Below are 18,737 nucleotides of genomic sequence, written 5' to 3'. Positions count from 1 at the left end.
CTAGAAGGACAAAGGTACAATTTAGAAGAAGTGGTCTACTATCTTGTGCTTTTTTAATAAGGGGGAATATATATATAGGAGTCGGACAAGTAGGGTTCCAATGGCTCAAGGCCCGAAAAGGGGAGAATAACATGCATATCGAAATTGGAATGACTATCTTTGTGTTCGTCATGACAATGATAGTCATATTATGGAGGCCAGGAGGTATAAATGAAGCTTGGCCAGCTTCAATCGGTGCAAGTATTATTTTACTAACTGGCATAGTATCACGTGGAGATATTTTGGATATTATCAATAAAATCGGGGGCGCATCGATCACCATCATGGCAACGATTGTCATGGCTGTCATACTAGAAAGTTTCGGTTTTTTTCATTGGGCGGCTGCAAAACTTGCTACCCTTGCTAGAGGTTCAGGATATCGCCTATATTGGTACATTCAATTATTATGTTTTTTAATGACCCTGTTATTTAATAACGATGGTAGCATCATGATTACGACACCCATATTGATATTGCTTCTGAAAAATCTTAGACTGAAACCGCATGAAGCCATTCCATATCTTTTGAGCGGAGCACTGATTGCAACTGCTTCTAGCGCTCCTATTGGGGTTAGTAACATTGTCAATTTAATCGCATTGCAAATTGTGCATATGACACTTTATATGCATACAGCCATGATGTTTGTACCTGCAACATTGGGTTTAATCTTTATGTCATGGTTGATGTTCGTAGTGGTAAAGAAAAAATTGCCCAAAAAGTTGCCAGATCTGTCTTATGACATTGAGGATAGTTTTTTCACTAAGAATTTCCATCCTTTAAAGGGAAAAATGTCGGTTAAAACAAAACGTCAACGTACTAAATTTATGTTAAAGGTATTGCTCTATGTCTTTGTGGTGCGCTGTTTGCTCTTTGTTGCTTCGTATCTTTCCATACCAATTGAATTGGTTGCTGTACTTGGGTCTTTATCTTTACTGGTGTGGAGATGGTATCATTTGCGAACAAATCCTGTTGATATCTTAAAAAAGACACCATGGCATATTCTAATATTTGCATTCTCTATGTATGTCATTATTTATGGTCTCCATAATGTAGGACTTACAGCAATACTCGTGCAAATATGTGAACCAATTGTAAACCAGGGGTTATTAAGTGCGAGTTTTGTCATGGGAGGATTAGTTTCGATTCTATCAAACATTTTTAATAATCATCCAGCCTTAATGATTGGTACCATTACCTTAACAGAAATGGGACTTGATCCAATCACGTTAAAAACGATCTATCTCGCGAATATAATTGGGAGTGACATGGGCTCATTGTTATTACCTATTGGTACGCTTGCCTCCCTTATCTGGATGCATATCTTGAAACAAAATAAAATGAAAATAAGTTGGAAAGATTATTTAAACGTATCCCTAATAGTCATACCCTTAGCTACCGTGGTGACGCTGCTTTTATTATACTTTTGGGTGCAAATGGTATTTAGCTAATAATACCCTAGGAGGAATTAGTAATTAGTGTTGAGGGCGCATTACTAGGTGAACAGATTGATGCTCAACTCTCAGGAAGTAAATCTTATAGAGGAATTCTTACTGATCTGAGTTCAGATATTCTTGTGTTATTTAATGGACAACAGTTTCTATATTTTCCGATGTTACATGTGCATAGATTTACTCAGGGTAGTGACATAGATTTAGAGAAAAGGGGGAAGCTACAAATGTGGTTCCCCCTTTTTCTTCTAATAGATTAATGGTGAAACTAACGGATTAGGGTTATTTATCAAGAAACCATCACCTTCATAATCAATTTCTGTTTGATCCGTAAATCGGGCATCAGATGGATCGATTAAAATTTTAATACCATGTAAAACTAGTTCTTCTTCTTGTTCTGTTTTAAATCTTGTCAAACTTAATGAATAGTTCATCTGGTTACAACATGCTCTACTTACACCAAATCTCAAAAATGTTTCCTCTTCCATACTTTGCTGCATGCCTTTAATTATTTCCTGGGCTTTAACTGTTATTGTTATCAAGATGTTCACTCCAATACATTAGGCTCACTTTATCATGATAAACATTACAATCGATACCATTTACTCTTTACTCAAACGATTTTTAGAACCTCTTAAAAAATTTGTATTTTTTGAGGATATAATCCATGACAATAATTCAATAAGTGGTATGCATTTTTTACTCCTTTGAAATTTTAAAATAAATGCGTTAGTAGTGATTTCTTTGGATATGGAATGTCTCTAATGTAACTTCGACCATATGATTTCACCAGTCTGTGCATCAATGTATGATATTCTCCTAGAGGATTGTTTATAGACAAGTTCATAATATTCATCGCTGTTCTCTTTGTAGTTATTATCCCAGAGTAGCTCGAGCTCGAAAGCCGAAATGAATCGTTTCCTGGCCTGTTCAGGGGAAATTGCAGGCAGCGTTTGGAGTTGCGACAGGGTAAGTGGATCAAGATCAGGTCCGAAGAAGGAATCAATGTTACCGGTTGTTTCATTAACTGATAGATAAGCGAGCCCAAAAGGTATTCCTTCATATATCAGCGTAAAGTGAAAAGCGACCTTATGATTCTCTGTATCCGATATAACCTCATTAATATAAAAGTAACGGTTAGCATCAGGATACAGCTTGTAAAGAAATTGGCTGGCGATTCTTTTACATTCTGTGATGGATAAGGAAAGGGGGCCCCTCGTGTCTTCAAAATTGGCAAACGATGATACTATGCCAGTTTCTTTGTTTGTCTTGATTTTGAAGGCCTGGTCATTCTGAGTAATGAAATAGCTGTCTACACTTAAATCTTGAACTTCTGGCGGTTCTCCTTGTCTCCAAACCGTAACAAGTTCATCACCTAAATCGACTTCCCGTACTTTCGTATAGGCATCGAGTTCAAAACCGATAGCTTTATTTATATCAGGTAATGGCATTTCCTGTTGAGGAAGCGGCAGTAATAATGAGTCCTCTTCATTTTCATCCTCTTGTTCATCCCTTTTCATTACAGATGAAGGGTCGGCAGGGTGGCTATAAAAGGGGAGAACCGGTTCATATACTAGACGAGGCAAGTCCTTGCCGTTTTCATGGACATCCGAGTTAATCATAGCAATAGAAAGCTTCATATCGAGATCTTTCAGGCATTTTTCCATCACATGCTCTTTAGCAAGAAGGTTTTCTGGCAGGGTGATTTCTTTTGCAGCTCCATAATAATGGAAGTGGATAACCTCGCCGTCTAGAGCAGTTTCCACGAAAAATCCAGTACGAGGAAGCGGTAAATTTAATTGCTGCTGAACATATGTAAATTGCATAGATTTCTTATCATTGTTCACGCTTATTTTTTCCAGGATAAAATTATCCTTTGCTTCGGGATAGTAGACCATGACATATTGTAAGGCTCTTTCATGAAGTGATTTTTCCGCTAATACCACTTTAGATACAGACTCCTTATCAAGATGAAAATCTAGCAGATTGCCGAATACATCCAGCTCTACGATTATCTCCTTATCTCCGCAAGCTGATTTCCAGGCGAACATCAATGTCCCACTTTTTTTATGAAAATCTTCAATTTCTAATGTATATCCACTATGTACCTTCCCTATTTCGATAGCCTTTTGTTTTAATGAATTTTTGTTCAACTAAATCCCTCCCCATTAAATTATATCCGTTTTTCATAAGAAGTGTTCTGATAAGGTAAGAGAAGGGGTCTCTTGAATTTCAGAAGAAGAGGCTCCTTTTTTATGTTTAATTAAAATCTTAGAATGGGAATTTTATCGACTAGATGTTGATTTATTATCATGTGATATGGGTATAAAAAACTATTAATGGTGTGGGAATTTGTTAAAAAACTAAACAAATATATATATATTTGTTGATAACAGGATAAAAGGCATAGGGTAATTACCGATATTATAAAAGTGGATGAGTATTAAGTTGTGATGTTGAAAAAGGTATTGAGATAAAAGTTATATATATACCTGATTTATTTTAAAAAAACATCTTTATAATCAAGTGTTTTGACTAGATAACTGCATGTTTTAATAAATATTTCTGGTTATAAAGGAAGGGTTAAAATGGGTAAAAGAACATTAGGCAGTATTTTGCTTGTATTACTAGTCATGTTTAGTTTTACTTTTTCCCCTGGTGTAAAAGTTGAAGCGGCTGATCGAGTTCATACTGTATCCTCTAAAGACACGGTAGAATCGATTGCATTGACTTATGATATGTCGGAAGAGCAATTAATGAAGACGAATGGTTTACCGGATGGTAAGTTATATGCGGGGCAGAAGATACGAATCATTAATACGGCTTATACTCCTACAAACTATCAATGGGCGGAGAGAGGAAAACAAATTGCAAACTACGCGAGAACTTTTACAGGATTTAAAAAAACAGCTGGAGAAGAGACGCCTAAAAAAGGATTTGACTCTAGCGGATTGATTCATTGGGTACTCTCCCAACAAAATGTGCCCATCGACCGTTTGACAGTAGAAGGTTATTATAAGCAAGGAATGGATACAGATACACCTAAGGCTGGAGATATTATATTTTTTCTTGAAAGAGGCAGTTCAAAAGTCGTGACCGCTGGAATCTATCAGGGGAAAGATCAGTTTGTCAATTCTGGATATGGAGCAGAAACAGTTCAGGTGAGATCGACCACAGAAGAATATTTTGCAAAATACCAAGCCGTTTATAAAACGTATACACCTAAGGGAGAGCATATCGTTCAAAATGGGGAAACACTTAATAGCATATCGGTTAATTACGGTATTTCGATTAAGACGATCAAAAAGCGTAACGCTTTACCAACTGATAGCTTGATGCAGGGGCAGTATCTTCAAATATACAGTAATGCCTTGTATCCATTTTATGAAAATCAAGAGGCTTCCTATGATAAAGCTTATGATGTCATTAAGTATGCATACACTCTGCGTGGATTTACCTATGTTTTCGGAGAAGATGATCCAATGATTGGAATGGATTGCAGCGGTTTCATCTATTGGGTCATGAAGGAGCAGGGCCTTTCAGTAAAACGCGGTTCCGCAGAGGACTACTTTTCCTTGTTGCCGAAAATCGAAAATCCAAAGGCAGGGGACTTAGTATTTTTTAGGGATACAGGTACAAGACTAGGCGTAACCCACGTAGGTATATATCTAGGGGATGGCCGTTTTATCCATACAACAGAGAAAGCTGGCGTTCATATCTCCAACCTTGAGTCAGATTATTTTGCCGAGAAGTTCGAAAGCTTTGGTCAAGTCGAAAACCTTATGAACTAATGATATATACGAGTGATCACAAGACTAACTTAGATGTTTCTGGGTAGTCTTTTTTTGAATTAATTTCACATAATAAAAGATGTTATGAATAAAAGTTTTGTTTATAACTTATAGTCGCCTTTTCTAATGCTCTGACAAATCGATTCAAAAGTTCCGATTGGTTTTTCCTGTTTTTTCTGGTGAAGTTATCTTCTTTGAAAAAACTTTTTCGTAGTTTAGTCGAGAGCTCTAATTGAACGCCTTCCCCAGTTTTACTTAAATTTGTGAGGTTCCTTTCACACATGCCTGAAAGGTGCCTAGGTGCGTCATCCGTTTGAAATCCGGCTTGATTTAGGGAATGTTCAATCAAGCTCTTGTAGGCTTCATCTCTCCCGCCAATATAGACTAGCGCATTATGAATGTCATAATGACCATGGATGGAGAGATTGGTCATTGCGTTAGATGCTATTCTAACACCGATTGGTTCATCGAATAAGTTGGATGTTATATGGAGGATTTGGTTATTTCTTTGTTTCAGACCTTCAAATAGATAGGTGCTAGCATTCAGTTTTTCTCCAAGAGCTACAGCAATTTCGCTTGTGCCTGGTTCGATATTTCCTCCATGTATGGCTAGGACTGCTATATCAGGATTTCTGTAATAAGCGGTGATGCTGTAATCAATTTTTTCTTGTTCTTTCTGTTGCAGTTCAGCAAAATTTGTATAGCTATTTTTCAGCATGATTTCCACTCCCAATTTGTAGATTATTACCCCTTGAAATCAAAAATAAAAAAAGCAGGGGAGAAATCCCGGCTTTTTCTATTCTTGGATATTAGTATATTGTTCTATTTTCTTTTGTTCATCCGGTGTTAATGTTTCCGACCGTTTAAACGTATTCATGGTTACAAGCAGGCCTGCTATAAGAATAACAGGGATAACCCAGCTTGTTACTTTTTTTACAATATTCATATTCTCGTCCCCTTATAGATCTTTAAAAATTTATATGTTTAAAGATGAACTGGTACGCTGGATGCTCTTTTTATTGCTGTGCTTTCCAGCTACCATTTCTTCTTTGATCTCCAGCTCCGGATAACCGGCCGTTCTTCTCGTTTTTAACTAGAACTTGAACTCCGCCATAATACATGGGGGAAACCTTTTGAACGACGTTATACCCTGAATCTTCTAATGATGAGATTATTTCATTTGAAAGCCGAGATTCCGTATAGATGGTCTTTCCATCAAAGACGAACCGATAGCGGTCAATAATATCCTGAAATGAGCCTTCATTCTGTGTATATGAATAAAGGACTTGCATCAGTACTTGAGGTATTCTGTCACCACCGGGTGAACCGATTCCAATCGTTTCTTCCCCTTGTTTTTTGAGAACCGTCGGTGCTGTAAAGGTTCTTGACCGTTTATACGCATCTTGAGAATTCAAACCGGATCGGAAATTTTTCAATTGATCGTTAAGGAAGAAACCATTCGTATAATCACCTGAACCGAAAAAGTTACTGAGCGTATTTGTTGCAGAAACGACAGTACCATATTTGTCCATAATCACAAAGTGAGTTGTACTTTCATGTTCTTCGGAATCTCCAGACTCTATATTTTTCCATTCTCCCTCTTGGATCTTATTTTTCAGATTGCTTAGGTGAATGGGGGATAGTAGTTGTTCAGCCTTAGAGGCACTGATTCCATCCCCAGTATGAGTAACTCGGTCTTGATAGGCAGTGTTTGTGATGGCCCCTAGCTCCTTCATGTAATCTGATTTGCCGGAAGAATCACCAAGGTTTGTTTTCTCAGCAAGCATTAACATTTCAAGAACTGTAATTCCAGAAAAGGGAGGAGGGGCTGACAAAATGTCATACCCGGCAAATGTTCCTTGAACCGGCTCCCGTTCTTTAACCTCATAGTGCTTTAAATCCATCAAGTCGATGTCTGTTTTTCTTTTTATATCGCGTGCGATGTCCTGTTTATAAAAACCGTCAGGGCCTTTCTGCTGTATCAGTTTCAATGTTTCAGCAAGTTTTTCTTGAGTAAGAGTTTTACCTGGTTTAATGGCATCACCATCAGGATAAAATATTTGAGTCTCTTCAGATGAAACTCTTGATTGGGATGCGATTAAGCGTGATGTTAACATTTCATTGACTGTAAATCCTTCTTCAGCCAGGTCAATCGCCGGCTGAAGAAGATCTTCCATCGGTACGCTTCCATACTTATCGTGAACAACCTGCATGCCGGCTACTAAGCCAGGGATGCCCGCATTGTGTTTTGAACTTGGGTCTTCAGGTGACGTTTCACGGTAATCGATAAAATTGGGATCTTCGGATTCGGGTACAATCAGCATACCGCCGCCGCCACCAATTCCAGATCCATAGGGTTCAGTTACACCTAATACATAAGATACGGCAATCGCGGCATCTGCAGCTGTTCCGCCGTTATCCAAAATCTCCATTCCAACATCTATTGCGATAGGGCTGGAAGAACTAACTCCATACGATTGATTGGCTGACTTACTGTCTATCGGTTTATTCGTGTCAGAAAGAGGGGATGGCTCCGAACATCCTGCTAAATATATAAGCAAACATAGGGAAAGAAGTACTTTCCTCGTCATACGATTAATCACTAATTGATCCCCTCTTTTCGGTGAGCATCTAAGTTGTGCGTCTCTAATAAGATTCTTATTCACGTGTTTGTTTATAGTTGTTTACTGTATTGGTTGGATATCTTGATGTACAGCAGTTTTCTCTGCTTGCGCTGCTTTCTTTTCTTGTTCAGCTTTTTTTTGTTGTGCAGCTTTCTTTTCTTGCGCTGCTTTTTCCTCTTGTTCACGATGTGTCTTATGGTCGATTACCTTCTTATGATTCATGGTAATCTCAATATGATTCTCTTTTTTAGACCATTGAACTTTTTCACTAGTTTCCTTCGTCAACTGACGGTAAACTCGTGATTGGTCGATCGAAGAGGTAGCTGGTCTTGGTGTTGCTTCCTCAATTTGCAGGGGAACGACATCAATGGTAGCTTGTCCGTCTTCTGCTAAATGGTATTGAACCATGGCTGAATCTTTTGTGCGTGTCCAACCTTGGTCAAATACAAAGTTTCCTAAACTATAAAAGATAATTCCGTCATTATATACATCAAACGATTGAAGGACATGGGGGTGATGGCCGATGATAACGTCCGCACCAGCATCAATGACTGCTTTAGCCAATTCTGTTTGACGTGATGTAGCAGATGTAGAGTATTCTTGTCCCCAGTGCATATTTACCACAACTAAGTCTGCATTTCCTTGCTTAGCATCTCTAGCTTTACCAATCATTTCAAATAATAAATCCGGATTAGAGTTTAATAAACCAGCTTGATTATTTTTGGATACTGCATCCTTGCCATAAACATCGGTGAAGCCAAGAGTAGCCACACGTACGCCATTAACATCTGAATAATTGATACTTGCTTTAGCATCTGTAGTATTTGATCCAACACCGACGTAATCCATATCCGCACTTTTGAATTCATCAATTGTATCAAGCAGGCCTTGTTCTTCAAAGTCCATCATATGGTTGTTGGCTAAGGTCATTACAGAGAAGCCAGCATTTTTTACAGCTTCTACACCACTTTGATGTGAGTTTAATCGAATCGCTGTGTCTGCTTCTTTGTATTTAGATACATCTTCTTTTAAAGCAGGGTGTTCATAGTTTCCGCTAACATAATCTGAAGCAGTAAAATAGGGCTTCATGTAACGGAAGAGGTAATCATACCCGTGTTTATCTGTCACTTTTTCAACATATCGTCCCATCATCACATCACCGACCATTGTCATCGTTAATGTTTGATCCGATTTTGAAGCGACTGTGTTCACTTCTTCAGCCCGTCCCATCCAAGTGGTAATGACTAATGTTATAAGTAAAATAGGGAGAATGATTCCAGCGTACTTAAGATTCTTTGTCTTCGTATGTTTAATAAAGATAAGTGTTTTTTCTTTTGCATTTAAAGTTCGTTTCATTTTATGCACCTCAGAATAGGTAGTACACGTTCATTAAGCCGAAAGTTAAACCGGATAATAGAAGCGTGCTGCCAAGAGTTAATGGCATTCCTTGTCTTTGAATGGTATTCGCTATTAAACCGGGCACGATTATACCGATTCCTCGAAACTCGAAAATTTCAAATGGCATGACAGGATAGACGAAATCTAATAGGAGCTTTAAACAAATTCCGGTTATCATCATAGCTGCGAATTTTCTTCTTCCATATAAAATCACCCATCTAGAAATCCCGTGAGTGACAATTAAATAAGTTACGACACTAATAGTTACAATAACTAGCATAATTTGCCATTGGTCAAAAACTAATGCCAAATAACCTGGCACAATAAGTCCTGCGGGCACGACACCCGTTTTTTCTGAAAAAATAAGGCTTAGTGTTACCCCTAGTACTAGGGCTACATATAAATCCGATCCAAACATTAAGGTTCCTCCTACTTAACTCGCTTTTTGCTTCGTTTTAGATTTCATAAATGCTTCAATTAATGGTTCTGCTGCACCATGAATGTTACCGACACCGTATACAATTCGGTTTTTCATTAATGGGCGGAGACGGGCTACGATTTCTTCAGTTGACCAGTTTTCTAAATCCCAATACTCTTTTGTATCTAATTTACCTTGCTCAAATACCCGGGTAATCGGTGATGTAGTTTCACCTATAGCAATGACGATTTCAGATTTTATGTAAGGTAATACATCTCTTGCAAATTGCTCTGTACGGTCCACTCGGTCAGGACGGCAGTTCATGATGACGATAGGATCTTCTGTGCTGTATCCGAACGTACTAACACGTTCCCAGATGTTTAACGTCGATGACGCGTCATTTGCGGCAAAGCCATTTACAAAGAAAGTTGGCTGGATTGGGTCTCCGAATTTAGTGATACGCATGGCACCTGGATCCGGGTGTGCATTTAACATGCCACGGAAAGCTGTTTTTTCATCAATGCCCAATGCTTCTGCAACGGCCAAAGCAAGGGATGCGTTATCCGGGAATACCATATAGTCGAATTCGCGTAAAAAGTCTTCCGAAATTCTTGAATTATCTGCAACAATTATTTTCGAATTACGTTCCTTTGCAATTTGTTTGAAAAATTCTAAATATTCACTTTCGATGGTTATTAAATGCCCGTTATAGGGAATAGTTGCTGTAAAGGCTTGTGCAACCTCATCCAATGTTGGTCCCATGACATCCATATGATCCTCTAGAACATTTACGATAACTCCGATGTTGGCTTGGATCATTTTATTTTGGAAGATTAGTTGATAGTCAGGCTGAACAGCCATACATTCACAAACTAATGCTTCTGTTCCTAAATCGGCAACTTCTTTAACTACACGGCGTTGCTCTCCAATATTCGGTCCCTCTGGACGACGTTTAATCGGTTTTTCTTTGTCCGTAAACCAATAGATCATTCTTGCTGATGTTCCGGTTGTTTTACCTACTGTTTTGTACTTAGCTTCCTGAATTACTCCTGTAATTAGACGCGTTACAGTCGATTTCCCTCGGATCCCATTCACATTTACACGTACTGGGATGGAGTCGAGACGCTTCTGATGGCGTTTTTGTTCGACTATGCCAAAGCAAAGCAAAAAGATTGCACATATAAATATTGGTGCCATTTTTTAACCTCTCTTTTTTCAAATATTTGATTTACTGAATACACACTACATGATTTTAAACTTAAGAAGCAAGGGTCAAAAATTCTATCGCAATATAGTTATTATCGTATTTTACAAATAAATGTATATATAAGTGTAATAGTATCTAAATGATTAAATGTTTTATGAGTACAAAGATATGGGTGAAAATCCAGTAAAACCTCGGTTCATTTACACTAAAATATGGAAATTGTAAATAAAAACTCATTTTGAATAGCATCAAAATAGTTTCGTGAGTATTTGAACCCAATTCTTAATGGCTATATTTGTATAATGAATTGTTTCTGAAAGTGAGGTTTATTACAGTTTAATAATTGTTTATACCCATTTGTTTGACTTCTACGTAACAATAATCATGCATTTGTCATTCAATGTAAGAGATTGCATCTATCGACTCAAATAGTTGGACTCTTTTGAATATGAACAAAGATGAGTAAAAGAACACCCCTCTTTTTTTTATGATTTTCGGTTTTTTAGATGAAAAATACCCATGGGGCTATAGCGTGACTTCTTTCTTTAAAATGAAATAAACTAAATTCAAGTCAATTTTTTTGGAAAAATGCCTAGTTTCTTCTATTAATATGGTGTTAATAGAAGAATGAAAAGAAAAAAAGCTCAGAAGGATATCTGAGCTTTCCGTTTGAATTTTTTAGAATAATAGAATGGGTAAGAAATCTCCGCTAGTTATGGAGTATTCGTAATTTGTGGGAAAGGAGCCACGACGAAAGTAGCTGATTCTGGAATAATTAAGGTTAACTGGATTTCTTTCTGTCAGAAATCTCAGGATTGGAGTCCTTTTTACCACCATCAATAACATAAAGCTTAGGAGCTAATCTCTTTTTTCCTTGTTTTTCAGAATTCATCTTCATATAATTTTCGTATTCTTTGCGAAAGAACTCGTCCGTTTCTCGTTCTAGGGCTTTCTTTTCGTTAAACTCTGCTATGAATTTGAAAAAACGTTTCATATGAATTCCTCCTTGTGGGGTTAAAAGGTCTTAGTTTAATAGTAACATAGGTTTGGTGAAACTTAACCCTTTTTTACAATAATGGAGAGAAAAGTACGTTTTATTAGTTATTTGGTTGTGTTTTATTCACTTTTGAAAGAATAATAACAAAAGACCCTTCTTGAGAAGAAGTTCCTATGCAATTGGTTAAAATGGGATGCTTGGATCATGAGCGTTTGATACTGGAACTTGCCAGCAAGTAGGTGAAGTAGAAGTAGATGATACTATTAATTTTAGTGGTAAAAAAATATTCTTGTAGTTATATGTATTATACACTAAATATTCTGAAAATAAATCAAAATGTTTGTTTGATACGTGCCTGGATCCATATGTTTTTTATTATTGTGTTTAGTAATATATTCCCTAAATTAACGAAAACGAAACACAATCTATAAAAGAGACATTAGGGAAATAGAAGGTAGAGGGGAGAAAGGAAAAGCAAAAAAAGCAATTTCCCTCGTGCAACACGCAGGAAATTGCTAGTATCATAATTGGAACTTTTTAACCTGGTCAGTTAGCTGTTCAGCAGCAGAGGCGAGCTCACGGGCATGATTAGTGATTTCATCCATCGAAGAGCTGGATTGCTGGGCGGAGGCGGAGACTTGTTCAATACCTGCCGCAGACTCTTCAGACACGGCTGCGATGTCTTCGATAGCTTGGTTGATTTTTATACTATTGGTAGTGATATAGTTTAAGTCATTTGTAATATGCTGTACTTTTGTACCCATGTTCCCGACTGAATTATTAATTGTTTCAAAGGTTTGGCCGGTGAGGGTAATCTGTCTCGTGCCTTCATCTACCTGTGTGTATCCATCTTCTAAAGAGTGGACGACGGTTTTTGAACCAGTTTGGATAGCTGTGACAATATTTGTGATATCCCCAACTGAATGTGTGACCTCTTCAGCGAGTTTTCGTACTTCTTCTGCAACGACGGCAAAGCCCTTTCCATGTTCGCCGGCGCGTGCAGCTTCTATAGCCGCATTTAAGGCCAATAAATTGGTTTGATTGGAAATATCCTTGATGACCTGTACAAGCTGTGAGATTTCCTTTGATTGTGAGTCAAGTCCTTTCACTTGTTCGACAGCATTTTTGACAATCTCATCAATCATTTTCATTTGTTGGACCGAGTTGCGCATTAATATGATTCCTTCCTTGGTCAAGGATAGAATCTCGGTGGAGCTTTGGGAAACTTCTTCCCCGCAAGAATAGGCCTGCTGGATCTTTCTGGTGAACTCTTCCATCATATGGACCATATCAGCTGCTCGGTTGGCTTGAGACTCTGAACCTTCCGATAGCTCGAACATGGTAGTCGCAATCTGTCTGCTGCCTTGTTGGACCTCATTTGCTGCTTGAGTTAAGTCTTCACTTTGGTTCGAAACAGATTCAGAGACAACTAGCATTTTTTCGATAGTATCACTAAGGTTTTTCTGCATCTGGTTGGAGGACAGCGTTAATTCTCCAATTTCATCATTTGACTTTTGCTCTAAAGGTTCATGGTTCAGCTCACCATTCGCCACTACTTTCATTCTGTCCCTAATTTTAAGGAGAGGTTTTGTAATAATATTGGCTGTTACAAGCGCAAGCAGAAGGCCTATGATGACAGCGGCAATGGATATAATGATACTAGTCGTTTTAACTGATTCTCCACTTGCGATGACGATTTCTCCGGAAGCGACAATCGATTTCTCGCGTTCGGAAGCTAGCTCCCTAAACCCATCCATCAATTCATTGCTTATTGGTGCAACTTCATCCTTTAGTATTTCTTTAGCGCGTTCTTCATTTCCTTGATCATATTGTGTAAATACGCGGTCAATAATAATCGTTCTCCAATCCACGCTTTTCTGAATCAATTCCTTCATTTTGTCAGAATCACTCAAGGCTAAAAGATTCTCCTGAATGACTTTGCTTTCTTCGGTATATTTTAAGAACCTCTCTTTATTACTTTCGTCGCCAAATAGAATATAGCCTCTTGCGAGTGCGCTTCTTTGTGCAAGATTATTGAGTAGTTGTTCTTCATCAATAAGAACCGGCAATTCATGTTTAATAATATCTTTGGAATGCACAAGTGACTTATTGCTACTATAGATATTAAATGCTCCTAAGATGATACACAAAGATATAATAAGTGAAAATGCCACCAATATCTTTCCTTTAATACTTTTCACGTTAATGGACCCCTTTTGCTATATTTTTTGTTTACCCTTTTTTATCGGAAAAATAATAGGATATTTAAGGAGGTAAGGGAAGATATGTTGTATAACAAACTTTACCATTCGGTCTAATAATCAGTTTGATATAAACTTCTTGATTTCTTTTCATATTAAAGTTACTATTAATTTGGAAAAATATAATATTCCGCTAGGCGGAAGAGGTTCTAGCTACCCTCTCAAAAAAACTAAGGAGAAACAGTACTCTATTCTTAGGGTGCTGTTTTTTTCCGTAAAAAGGAGTTTTATAGAAATGATGAAGAAGGAAAAGGCAGTGGTTGTGTTTAGCGGGGGACAGGATAGTACGACGTGTTTGTTCTGGGCAATGGAGCGATTTGAGAAAGTAGAAGCGGTTACGTTTGATTATAATCAGCGGCACAGCTTGGAAATCGAATGCGCGCAAAAGATTGCTAAGGAACTGGGCATTACCCATCATATTCTGGATATGTCGCTGTTGAACCAACTAGCGCCGAATGCGTTAACGCGAAGTGATATCGCAGTAGAGGACGGAGAAGACGGGGAACTGCCGTCAACGTTTGTACCAGGGCGGAATTTGCTGTTCCTTTCGTTTGCCGGTGTATTGGCAAGCCAAATTGGGGCTAAGCATATTGTCACTGGTGTCTGCGAGACGGATTTCAGCGGATATCCAGACTGTCGCGATGTATTCATTAAATCGTTGAACGTGACCTTGAATTTGTCGATGGACCAGTCATTTGTGATTGATACGCCGCTTATGTGGCTGAATAAAGAGGAAACATGGGAGCTTGCGGATCAGCTTGGCGCGTTTGATTTCGTCCGTGAGAAGACTCTGACTTGTTATAACGGGATTATATCCGACGGCTGTGGTGAGTGTCCGGCATGTAAGCTTCGGAAAAAAGGGTTGGATGACTATGTAAGCAGACGGCAGGTGCTTAAATAATGTACGGTTTTACTATCGTGGATAAGCTTCAAAAAATAGATAAAGATATTCAGCGGAATCAATTAAACTACTCAAGTAAGCGGGTCATGGTCAGCAAGGAATTCACCTTTGATGCCGCGCACCATCTTCATGACTATGAAGGCAAATGCAAGAACTTGCATGGCCACACGTATAGGGTCATTTTCGGATTGAGCGGATATACGGATTCACGCGGTTTGATGATAGATTTTGGTGACATCAAAGAAATTTGGAAAAATGAGATTGAAATCCACCTTGATCATCGTTATTTGAATGAAACACTGCCGCTCATGAATACAACAGCTGAAAATATGGTTGTCTGGATTTATGAAAAAATGGCCGAAGCCCTTTTAACCAAGAATTATGAGGGTGCTAGAGTCGAATTTGTTCGTCTATATGAAACGCCGACGAGTTATGCTGAAGCTAGACGGGAGTGGATGGAAAGTGAGTAAACTGCCTGTTATGGAAATCTTCGGCCCGACAATCCAAGGGGAGGGCATGGTCATCGGACAAAAGACCATGTTTGTTCGGACGGCAGGATGCGATTATTCTTGTGCCTGGTGTGATTCCGCGTTTACTTGGGACGGCACTGGTAAGGAAGATACAGTTCAAATGACTGCCGAAGATATATGGGATGAGCTGAAGCGAATTGGCGGTGAGGGCTTTTCCTTCGTTACAATATCAGGTGGAAATCCAGCACTGCTGAAAAATCTAGATGGCTTGATAGCAATTTTAAAAGATAATGGAATGAAAATCGGCGTGGAAACGCAGGGAAGCCGTTGGCAGGATTGGTTTCTCGATATTGATGAACTGACTATTTCACCTAAGCCGCCGAGTTCTAGGATGAACACGGACTTTGAGGTGCTTGATCGAATAATATCTAATCTTGCCAATCGAAATCCCGATAATCATGTCTCGTTGAAGGTTGTAGTCTTTGATGATGAAGATTATCAGTATGCCAAAAACGTACATTTCCGGTACCCGGATATTCCTTTTTATTTGCAGGTTGGCAATGATGACAGCAGGACGGCTAATGATCAGCAGCTGATTAGCGGACTTTTGAAAAAATATGAAGAGCTAATTGATAAAGTAATATCTGATGATGAACTTAGAAATGTGAAAGTGCTGCCGCAGCTGCATACGTATATATGGGGAAATAAGCGGGGAGTGTAAAGGAAGAGAGTAAGAAGCAGTGTGATGCGCAAGATCAATCACACTGCTTTTTTTATACGGAAAATAAACTAAATACCACTATTATACCTCCTGAATGTGCGTAGCCTTGAAAGCCGTTGTGTATTTAAGGCCATATCCTAAAAAACGATCCATTCCAATATGAGCCGTCCAAATTAAACCTACCATTAAAATTGTATCCTGGTTTAGAGAAACAGCTAGTAAAATGATGAGTATTGATATTGTATAAGTATGAAACAAGTTATAAACCTTGGCACCAATTTGATTATTGATTAGATAGGCTAACATAGATATGTCAGGTGTTAATAGTAATAAAAGGAAAATCCACCAGCTAAATTCATTTATTGAATAGATATAAATTATCGCTATAAGAACCATAAGCCCTTCAGAATGTATTAATTTTTTCACCATATTTAAGCCTCCTAATCTTTATTAACCATTGGTCAATTAATGTGAAAAAAATTATACAATACTCTTCATAATATTTTTAACGTGAAAATTAGCTAAGCTTTTTACATCTTGATATGAAAGTTGTGTATTAATATAAAAAGTTATAAAGCCGTGGAGCGAAAGGAAAATAGACCATATTGATGCGGGGTTTAGTTTATTTTCTGTAAGGTCAGTCAGAGAACTGATTAGTTTTTCATATGTTTTATTAGAATCAAGTTGAAGTAAATGTTGAATTTCTTTTTCTTTAGATAAAAACATGATTGCATAATGATTTTGCTGGGTTAACCCAAACTCTATAAAGCATAGTAATATCTTCTCTATTTTTTGAGAAGCATTATTTTCAGTTAGGATGATATCATCTATTTTATTATTCAATAGAGAAAAATCCGTTTTTACCAAACTATAAAATATTTCGGCTTTATTTTTAAAATGATAATAAATAGCGCCATGACTACAATCTAATGTTTTAGCTAATTGCCGCATTGAAACTTTTGAATACCCAACGGATGCAAAGAGTTTCCGGGCTTCATTCAATACCATTTCCTTAGATAATTCTTTTCCATCTGATTTCCTTGGTGACATAGTATCACCTCCATATTTATTGACCAGTGGTTAATAACATCATATAGCAGTGTTTTATAATTGTCAAATATTAGAATAAAATGATTTGACAGGAGCTACTCCAATCCACATATGTAGTAACAAAATTCGAAACATCAGCCATAAGTCTAATTATTAATAAAGTATTTACTGAATTCGTTTTATAAATAGGTAATGTGGAAACTTCTTGATTTCCATTCGTTTTCAAGCTACGATAAATTAGGAAAAAGATAATCCGCTCATGCGGAAGAGGTTCTAGCTACCCTCTCAAAAAAACTAAGAAGAGCAGTACTCTTTCTTAGGGTGCTGTTTTTTCTGTATAAGGAGAATGTAAGAAATGTTAAGAATTATATTGTATTTAGTGTCCATTGTCACCGCGAATGTGGTTACAGCAGCTTTTGAACCATTACATTTTGGTGTGTTTATTATACCGATGGGGACATTACTCATCGGGGGAACCTTTATCTTTCGGGATCTAGTTCAGAATAAATTTGGCAGAGTGAAGACGTATGTGTGCATTGTCACGGCACTAATTTTATCAGCATGCGTATCATTTTTATTAGGAGATACCCTATTAATTGTGTTTGCTTCTGCACTATCGTTCGTGGTGGCAGAAACAGCTGATACTGAGATATATACCCGGTTAAAACTTCCGATGAGTTGGAGAGTATTTTACAGCGGGATTGTCGGAGGATTTTTCGATTCGGTGATATTTGTTGTGATTGGACTTAGCCCACTGGGTGCCAACGTTCTGCCATGGGAAGCCGTACCCGCTGCGATTTTTGGCCAAATCATTGTTAAAACAGTCATTCAGTCAATCGGTGCCGCGCTGTTGGGCCGGATCAATGTAAGACTGGAGAAGCGCGTTATCTCCGGTTAAATAGTAGGAGGGAAGCACTCAATGGATGGACCCAAAAAGGAAGAAGATAGATGCTATTGCCTGGAAGCTTTTCGTGAAAAATATGGTCCGGATGTCCAAGGAGACTGTATGAAGCTCTCCTGCGCCAATTATCGGAAGCATAAGGGAATAGACAATCATGAGAAACGTAAACATTAATATAAATAGGAAACGATCTGTATAAGTCGAGAAGGAAGGACCAAATTTGGTTCTTTTTTTTGTGTGAATTATAGGTTCGCGAGTAAATCGTGAAAACTCACGAGTAAACCAGCCAAATTCACGAGTAAATCGTGATAATTCACGAGTAACACAGAAATTCACGAGTAAGTCGTGAAAACTCACGAGTAAACCGTGATAATTCACGAGTAAACCAGCCAAACTCACGAGTAAATCGTGATAATTCACGAGTAAATCGTGATAATTCACGAGTAAACCAGCCAAACTCACGAGTAAATCGTGATAATTCACGAGTAAATCAGCCAAATTCATGAGTAAC

The 18,737-nt window shown here is 37.9% G+C and carries 19 protein-coding genes and 2 riboswitches; of the genes, 6 read left to right on the top strand and 13 right to left on the bottom strand.

Annotated elements, in window-relative coordinates; genetic code table 11:
- Nucleotides 1–131: 131 nt before the first annotated feature.
- Entirely contained in the window at nt 132–1,487 is a 1,356-nt protein-coding gene (locus NST21_RS21810) for an arsenic transporter (RefSeq protein WP_252432011.1), read from the top strand.
- 248 nt (nt 1,488–1,735) lie between these two features.
- On the opposite strand, the gene NST21_RS21805 is transcribed toward NST21_RS21810, so the two are convergent.
- Entirely contained in the window at nt 1,736–2,029 is a 294-nt protein-coding gene (locus NST21_RS21805; protein ID WP_201223313.1) for a HesB/IscA family protein, read from the bottom strand.
- A gap of 219 nt (nt 2,030–2,248) precedes the next feature.
- Nucleotides 2,249–3,640 carry a YcdB/YcdC domain-containing protein gene (locus NST21_RS21800; RefSeq protein WP_340891186.1) on the bottom strand — a complete coding sequence of 464 codons (1,392 nt, stop codon included), beginning with the start codon at nt 3,638–3,640 and terminating at the stop codon, nt 2,249–2,251.
- 435 nt (nt 3,641–4,075) lie between these two features.
- Here NST21_RS21800 and NST21_RS21795 point away from each other — a divergent pair, with 435 nt between their 5' ends.
- Nucleotides 4,076–5,278 carry a C40 family peptidase gene (locus NST21_RS21795; RefSeq protein ID WP_340891183.1) on the top strand — a complete coding sequence of 401 codons (1,203 nt, stop codon included), beginning with the start codon at nt 4,076–4,078 and terminating at the stop codon, nt 5,276–5,278.
- Nucleotides 5,279–5,360: 82 nt separating this feature from the next.
- Here NST21_RS21795 and NST21_RS21790 read toward each other — a convergent pair whose 3' ends face one another.
- The 8 genes from NST21_RS21790 to NST21_RS21755 form a co-directional block, all read right to left on the bottom strand.
- Nucleotides 5,361–5,996 (bottom strand): poly-gamma-glutamate hydrolase family protein, encoded by a 636-nt coding sequence (locus NST21_RS21790; protein WP_340891180.1) that lies wholly within the window; start codon nt 5,994–5,996, stop codon nt 5,361–5,363.
- A gap of 78 nt (nt 5,997–6,074) precedes the next feature.
- A complete protein-coding gene (locus NST21_RS21785) occupies nt 6,075–6,224 on the bottom strand; it encodes a CapE family protein (RefSeq protein WP_340891178.1) in 150 nt (49 codons plus the stop codon).
- 70 nt (nt 6,225–6,294) lie between these two features.
- Entirely contained in the window at nt 6,295–7,881 is a 1,587-nt protein-coding gene (locus tag NST21_RS21780; protein ID WP_340891176.1) for a gamma-glutamyltransferase family protein, read from the bottom strand.
- An 81-nt stretch (nt 7,882–7,962) separates the two neighbouring features.
- A complete protein-coding gene (locus NST21_RS21775) occupies nt 7,963–9,258 on the bottom strand; it encodes a CapA family protein (RefSeq protein WP_340891174.1) in 1,296 nt (431 codons plus the stop codon).
- Between the two features lie 10 nt (nt 9,259–9,268).
- A complete protein-coding gene (gene pgsC / locus NST21_RS21770; protein WP_340891172.1) occupies nt 9,269–9,718 on the bottom strand; it encodes a poly-gamma-glutamate biosynthesis protein PgsC in 450 nt (149 codons plus the stop codon).
- 15 nt (nt 9,719–9,733) lie between these two features.
- Nucleotides 9,734–10,915, bottom strand: a complete 1,182-nt coding sequence (pgsB, locus tag NST21_RS21765) for a poly-gamma-glutamate synthase PgsB (protein WP_340891169.1) — start codon at nt 10,913–10,915, stop codon at nt 9,734–9,736.
- Nucleotides 10,916–11,706: 791 nt separating this feature from the next.
- Nucleotides 11,707–11,919, bottom strand: a complete 213-nt coding sequence (locus NST21_RS21760) for a hypothetical protein (protein ID WP_340891167.1) — start codon at nt 11,917–11,919, stop codon at nt 11,707–11,709.
- A 524-nt stretch (nt 11,920–12,443) separates the two neighbouring features.
- Complete coding sequence (locus NST21_RS21755) at nt 12,444–14,123, bottom strand: methyl-accepting chemotaxis protein (protein WP_340891165.1); 1,680 nt, start codon at nt 14,121–14,123, stop codon at nt 12,444–12,446.
- A 197-nt stretch (nt 14,124–14,320) separates the two neighbouring features.
- A riboswitch (PreQ1 riboswitch) is annotated at nt 14,321–14,363 on the top strand.
- A gap of 58 nt (nt 14,364–14,421) precedes the next feature.
- On the opposite strand from NST21_RS21755, the gene queC reads away from it, so the two are divergent.
- The 3 genes from queC to queE are packed head-to-tail and all read left to right on the top strand — an operon-like array spanning nt 14,422 to nt 16,275.
- Nucleotides 14,422–15,084 carry a 7-cyano-7-deazaguanine synthase QueC gene (queC, locus tag NST21_RS21750; RefSeq protein ID WP_056521783.1) on the top strand — a complete coding sequence of 221 codons (663 nt, stop codon included), beginning with the start codon at nt 14,422–14,424 and terminating at the stop codon, nt 15,082–15,084.
- Nucleotides 15,084–15,554 (top strand): 6-carboxytetrahydropterin synthase QueD, encoded by a 471-nt coding sequence (gene queD, locus NST21_RS21745; protein ID WP_053347411.1) that lies wholly within the window; start codon nt 15,084–15,086, stop codon nt 15,552–15,554. The genes queC and queD overlap by 1 nt, the downstream gene beginning before the upstream one ends.
- Nucleotides 15,547–16,275, top strand: coding sequence for a 7-carboxy-7-deazaguanine synthase QueE (gene queE, locus NST21_RS21740; RefSeq protein WP_340891163.1), 729 nt, complete (start codon nt 15,547–15,549; stop codon nt 16,273–16,275). Before queD ends, queE begins: the two co-directional genes overlap by 8 nt.
- An 81-nt stretch (nt 16,276–16,356) precedes the next feature.
- On the opposite strand, the gene NST21_RS21735 is transcribed toward queE, so the two are convergent.
- Together NST21_RS21735 and NST21_RS21730 are read right to left on the bottom strand one after the other, a co-directional pair.
- Entirely contained in the window at nt 16,357–16,704 is a 348-nt protein-coding gene (locus NST21_RS21735; protein ID WP_340891160.1) for a DUF4260 domain-containing protein, read from the bottom strand.
- Nucleotides 16,705–16,755: 51 nt separating this feature from the next.
- Nucleotides 16,756–17,325: a TetR/AcrR family transcriptional regulator gene (locus tag NST21_RS21730; protein WP_340891158.1), complete on the bottom strand. Its 570-nt coding sequence runs from the start codon at nt 17,323–17,325 to the stop codon at nt 16,756–16,758.
- Between the two features lie 261 nt (nt 17,326–17,586).
- A riboswitch (PreQ1 riboswitch) is annotated at nt 17,587–17,629 on the top strand.
- Between the two features lie 51 nt (nt 17,630–17,680).
- Here NST21_RS21730 and NST21_RS21725 point away from each other — a divergent pair.
- Nucleotides 17,681–18,223, top strand: a complete 543-nt coding sequence (locus tag NST21_RS21725) for a VUT family protein (RefSeq protein ID WP_056521694.1) — start codon at nt 17,681–17,683, stop codon at nt 18,221–18,223.
- Nucleotides 18,224–18,241: 18 nt separating this feature from the next.
- Here NST21_RS21725 and NST21_RS21720 read toward each other — a convergent pair whose 3' ends face one another.
- Nucleotides 18,242–18,730 carry a hypothetical protein gene (locus tag NST21_RS21720; protein WP_340891156.1) on the bottom strand — a complete coding sequence of 163 codons (489 nt, stop codon included), beginning with the start codon at nt 18,728–18,730 and terminating at the stop codon, nt 18,242–18,244.
- Nucleotides 18,731–18,737 lie beyond the last annotated feature (7 nt).

It is taken from the genome of Peribacillus sp. FSL K6-1552 (assembly GCF_038005205.1).
Taxonomy (GTDB): Bacteria; Bacillota; Bacilli; order Bacillales; family DSM-1321; genus Peribacillus; species Peribacillus butanolivorans.
This window is presented reverse-complemented; position numbering and strand designations above follow the sequence as displayed.